The organism is Mesorhizobium sp. P5_C1 (genome assembly GCF_054049815.1).
The window spans coordinates 1-966 of record NZ_JBFULQ010001126.1 but is presented as its reverse complement, the minus strand read 5'-3'; the positions used below and the strand labels follow the sequence as shown (position 1 = coordinate 966).

Annotated in this window: 1 protein-coding gene and 1 pseudogene; one reads left to right on the top strand and one right to left on the bottom strand. The window is 61.7% G+C overall.

The features are described 5' to 3' along the window. A partial coding sequence (locus ACXJ7R_RS34350; RefSeq protein ID WP_457155674.1) for a hypothetical protein occupies positions 1 to 590 on the top strand: 590 nt, incomplete at its 5' end. 65 nt (positions 591 to 655) lie between these two features. Here the strand turns inward: ACXJ7R_RS34350 and ACXJ7R_RS34345 are convergent. Next, positions 656 to 966 (bottom strand): annotated as a pseudogene (locus ACXJ7R_RS34345) (hypothetical protein); the annotation flags it as partial.

Genomic DNA, 966 nt, shown 5'->3' with positions numbered 1-966 from the left:
CGGTTGTTGCAGCCAATTCATACGGTGACCTTGACCGCTGGTGGTTTCCGGGCGGCCGCCCCGACATCTTCGGTGACCAAGGCCCCACATTGCCAGGTCAGAAAAACAGGCACGGGCGCGTGATTACCCTGCTCGTCATGGGCGAGCGCACGGTGGTTGCCCGAGAGCACGCCATTGTCGTGGTGGATGGTGATCTGGAGCGCGAGCGCGAAGTCCCGTTCAACCAATCTCTCAATGCGATGTGCAGGCTTAACGAGACCGAAGTCGTCATCGTTGGGGACAATCTCATTGCCATCGTGGATACTCACGGATTGCCGGTTCGGCTTCTGCCGACGCCACTCCACTCGTCTTACACCTCTGTTGTCGTGTTGGCCGAACACCTCATCGCTGTGTGTGATGCCAAGGGGCGCGTGGTAGCCGTCGATCTGAGGTCGGGCGCCGAACTGGGCGAGATCGACGTACAGATGGAGACACGCGGGCTGATTACTGTCGGCAAATTCCTGATTGCCTATGGTGGGTCATGGAACGCTCAGTCGCGCGCAATGGCGTTCATTTTGTGGGAAGAAAGGACCGCGGCTCGGCTCGCTTGACCTGTCTTGCGCCACTCCCAGCATTGACTTTGCTGGGTCAACGCGAAGTGATTGGATCGACCGTTTTATAGCCCCTTCGCTTGCGCATAGGGCGACTGCTTTGGCGGCGTGTCGGCCAGATATCGGGTGAACTCCCGCTCCAACGCGGCCACGGCCTCATCCTTGGTCGCCTCGCGTCCGCGCTGGCCGCCGTGCTTGCGCCACCGGTTGTCATGCGTGGAGATCGACCAGAACCATGTTCCTGCGCTCGGGCCGTGCTGCTCGCCCATGATGCGGCCGACATCATCCGAGCCGAGGAACGTGCAAGCGAAGTCGCGCGGCCTCGACTGTCCTGCGATGACCGTCCGCCCCCAATCGAGCCAGAGGCGCGCGCCCC